The 2519-nt window shown below is 67.1% G+C and carries 6 protein-coding genes; all 6 read right to left on the bottom strand.

Translation table 11 applies throughout. The features are described from left to right. Positions 1–136: 136 nt before the first annotated feature. A complete protein-coding gene (locus A5733_RS08905) occupies positions 137–313 on the bottom strand; it encodes a hypothetical protein (RefSeq protein ID WP_233152655.1) in 177 nt (58 codons plus the stop codon). Positions 314–318: 5 nt separating this feature from the next. Then, positions 319–765, bottom strand: coding sequence for a helix-turn-helix domain-containing protein (locus A5733_RS08900; protein ID WP_076239851.1), 447 nt, complete (start codon positions 763–765; stop codon positions 319–321). 80 nt (positions 766–845) lie between these two features. Then, the gene (locus tag A5733_RS08895; protein ID WP_233152654.1) at positions 846–1259 is read right to left on the bottom strand and encodes a hypothetical protein; all 414 of its coding nucleotides are present in this window, start codon (positions 1257–1259) and stop codon (positions 846–848) included. Beyond that, complete coding sequence (locus A5733_RS08890; protein WP_076239850.1) at positions 1256–1549, bottom strand: hypothetical protein; 294 nt, start codon at positions 1547–1549, stop codon at positions 1256–1258. Before A5733_RS08890 ends, A5733_RS08895 begins: the two co-directional genes overlap by 4 nt. Before the next feature lie 61 nt (positions 1550–1610). Beyond that, positions 1611–1994 (bottom strand): hypothetical protein, encoded by a 384-nt coding sequence (locus A5733_RS08885; protein WP_076239849.1) that lies wholly within the window; start codon positions 1992–1994, stop codon positions 1611–1613. Next, positions 1991–2519: phage antirepressor KilAC domain-containing protein (locus A5733_RS08880; protein WP_198938755.1), on the bottom strand; the 529-nt coding region annotated here is incomplete at its 5' end. The genes A5733_RS08880 and A5733_RS08885, both read right to left, overlap by 4 nt.

Raw genomic sequence — 2519 nt, 5'->3', positions numbered from 1 at the left:
CCGCGCATGTCCCGGCAGTAGGCGCACATCCACGCGTTGCAGCACGTCACGAATTGCGGGATCTCGCCGCGCTTTTGGTGCGAGTGCCGCGACGAAAATCCGCAATTCTGGCACTTCTCAGGACGATTCGGGATCGTCACGACGCAACTCCCTCGAACTCGGGTCGGCGCTCGATGGTGAGGCGGTAGTGCTCACCGGAGCCGGGGCAGATGTCTTCGCGGATCGAGTCGAAGTGCTGGGGAATGTTGGCGTGGATCGTGGGCCGCACGGGCTGCCAGCACACCGGGCAGAGCGGCAGGCGATCGGTCTGCATCGGCATCACCGCACCCCCGCTGCCTTGAGCGCCCTACGCAGCCGGCCCCAATACGCCGCCTTGGTCATCGGCGGCTGGAGCGCCGACGCGATCTGAGTCAGCGTCCAATCGGGGTGCTCGATGCGCGCCTTCAGCACCGCCCGGTAGCTTTCGTCGCCGGTGACCGCGAGCGCGCGCTTGGCGGCGGCAACCAGGATTGGCGCAGCCTGGGCAGTGCGGTACTCGTTGGATACCTGCAGCGGTACGAGGCTCCCGGACGTTGGTCGCTGGTTTACGCAGCGCTCATATCCGCCTAGCTCAATACCGTTGTTCCGCAAGTGCTTACGGACAGTCTCGCGGCCCATCCCGTACTTTCGGGCGAGGTAGCCGATCGACTTTCCGGAGCGATAGCCCTCGATGACCACGCCGATCTCCCAATCGAGCATTCCCTGGGTCTTCACAGTCCCGCTCATTTAGATCACCCCGTACGCGGCGAGGCCGGGCAGCAGGATGGCAAGGAAGATGAGTACGGGTGCCCACAGCCATTCGCGGGTCATCGCAGCACCGCCGTCCCGGGCGGCAACCAACCCGGCTCATCCGGCAGCACGTTGTGGTCGAACACCACGTACGTCATCTCTTCCCAGATCTGGTCGTCGACGTGATAGCCGCCCGAGGTCGTGCAGCTGATCGTGTAAGTGCCGTAGCAGCTGGTGCGCAGCGGCACATAATGCGCCGGAGTCCACAACTGGCGGAACCGCTTCCAGCTCCCATCGGCCTGCTTCGGGCCATCGCAGATGGTGCGCTTCTGCGGGGTCAGGAAGTGCAGACCCCAGTCGATCCGCTCACACCCGATACCCGGGTCAGCCTTGGCCGGCACGGTGGCCGCAGCGATACCGGTACCGACGAGCGCTCCGCCTCGGCGCTCGACCCGGCGTGCGGTGCGCCAGTGCATCGTCGGGCGCTTCACGCTGCCACCGCCTGGCGCTCGACCCGCCACGCAGCCAACAGATCGGCGGCGTCATCGTGCGGCCAATCGTCGGTCAGCGGGCTATCGGCATCGGTCGGGAAACCGGCCAGCACCTCCTCGATCGCCCGGGGGGTGGCGTGGTTGGTGATCTCGTCGACCAGGGCGCGCATGTAGAGGATGTCGCCCCAGGCCTCGACGTCGCCATCGGTCATGACGTAGGGCCAGCCGGGGAACGGTGGGAGCGCGTCCCACCTCTTGTGGTGGTCGGCGATACGATCAGGACTGCTCACAATGGACCTTCTTCCTTGTGGGTGAAGGCCCGGGCCGTGTCAGCGGCACCGGGCCGCCTTACTACTGGGTGTCGAGCGATTCGAGAGCCGCGAACTGGGCGGCGCGATCACGGAACAGAGCAGCGTCCCGGTGCGCATCGGCCTTCCCATCGGGATCGTCGACGAGAAGGCTGTACTCAAGTGCGTACTGAGCAGCGGCCTCGAACAGAGCGGAGTCGGGGAGGTCCCCCGGGGAGGGCGCGGGATCGGGGGATGGGTCCGCGCTCACCTCCCCGGGGGTTTGCGCGTGCTGCGTCCCCTCAGCACGCCGCGTCTCCTCATCGGTGGCCGGCACGTCGTAGTCGTGGCCGAGCAGCTCCGGACCATCCAGCACGTCGGCGACCAGGCGGGCCGCAGCGGCACCGAGGGCGCGGAAGTTGGCGACCGTGTCGCTCAGCGCGCTCATGAGGACGCCACCAATTCGAGCTGACGACCACCGAGCAGGCGGCGCAACTCGGCCAGCCCCTTCGGCGTGACCAGGATCGTCGGATCACCGGTGCGGTACTCGCCGCTGGACTTGTGGAAGTACTGACCACCCGGGCGATGGATCAGCCGGCCGAGGTCGACCTGATCCTGGTACGCCTTCCATGTGTTGTGGCGGCCCCGGTAGATCCAGTCCTGGTCGTGCATGAACTCGAACAGCCGGTTACGGCCGATCTCGATGCGCGGGTCGCGGCTCAAGATCTTCGCAGCGTCGGCCACCTCATAGTCCGCGCCGATCTCCTGCAGCGTGTCCCAGGCGGTGGCGGACGGCTCCAGCTCGGCAACCTTGGCGGTCAGCTCCTCGACCCGGCGCGCCGTGATCGCGAGCGCCTGGTGCACGATCTCGTCCTCGGTGAGCGCCGTGGCTGGCACTGCTTTGAACGATCCGGTGCGTCGGATCTCGGGGAGCACGGTGCCGGTGATCCAGCGGCGGAACGCGACGGCCTCG

Source organism: Mycobacterium sp. NS-7484 (assembly GCF_001953975.1).
Taxonomy (GTDB): domain Bacteria; phylum Actinomycetota; class Actinomycetes; order Mycobacteriales; family Mycobacteriaceae; genus Mycobacterium.
This window is presented reverse-complemented; position numbering and strand designations above follow the sequence as displayed.

What these genes read in the sequence shown, in the direction of transcription:
- A5733_RS08905 (WP_233152655.1), bottom strand. Translation starts at nt 313, where the DNA reads ATGCAGACCGATCGCCTGCCGCTCTGCCCGGTGTGCTGGCAGCCCGTG.
- A5733_RS08900 (WP_076239851.1), bottom strand. Translation starts at nt 765, where the DNA reads ATGAGCGGGACTGTGAAGACCCAGGGAATGCTCGATTGGGAGATCGGC.
- A5733_RS08885 (WP_076239849.1), bottom strand. Translation starts at nt 1,994, where the DNA reads ATGAGCGCGCTGAGCGACACGGTCGCCAACTTCCGCGCCCTCGGTGCC.